Source organism: Vibrio sp. 2033 (assembly GCF_033339735.1).
The window spans coordinates 1-586 of record NZ_JAWOVC010000593.1 but is presented as its reverse complement, the minus strand read 5'-3'; the positions used below and the strand labels follow the sequence as shown (position 1 = coordinate 586).

Genomic DNA, 586 nt, shown 5'->3' with positions numbered 1-586 from the left:
TTGTAATATTGAGAAAACCATCGTGGAAACGGCGTATCGTGAAGGATACGCCAAACCAAAAACTCCGCGTTCTCGCACTGGTAAAACAGTCGCTATTATTGGTTCTGGCCCTGCGGGTCTTGCGGCTGCCGAGCAGCTAAACAGCGCAGGCCATACCGTGACCGTATTCGAGCGTGACGAGAAAGTGGGTGGTCTGCTGCGTTTCGGTATTCCAGATTTCAAACTGAGCATGGAAGTCATTGATCGTAAGATCAATCTAATGGCAGAAGCTGGCGTTGAGTTTAGAGTAAATCAACACGTTGGTGTCGATGTAAACGCGCAACAACTGCGTCAAGAGTACGATGTGGTACTGCTGACTGGTGGCTCAACCGTTCCTCGCGATCTTTCTGTTCCGGGACGCGATCTAAAAGGCGTGTACTTTGCAATGCAGTTCCTCGGACAAAACAATCGCCGAGCAAACAACATGGATCTAAAAGGTGAAGAAATTCACGCAGCAGGAAAACATGTTGTCGTAATCGGTGGTGGTGATACCGGTTCAGACTGTGTGGGTACATCAAACCGTCACGGCGCAGCAAGCATAACTCAA

General features: G+C 49.1%; 1 protein-coding gene. It reads left to right on the top strand.

What is annotated here, in order from left to right; all coding sequences use genetic code 11:
* Positions 1-586 (top strand): FAD-dependent oxidoreductase (locus R7P74_RS27970; RefSeq protein ID WP_318123937.1); only part of this gene is annotated, 586 nt, incomplete at both ends.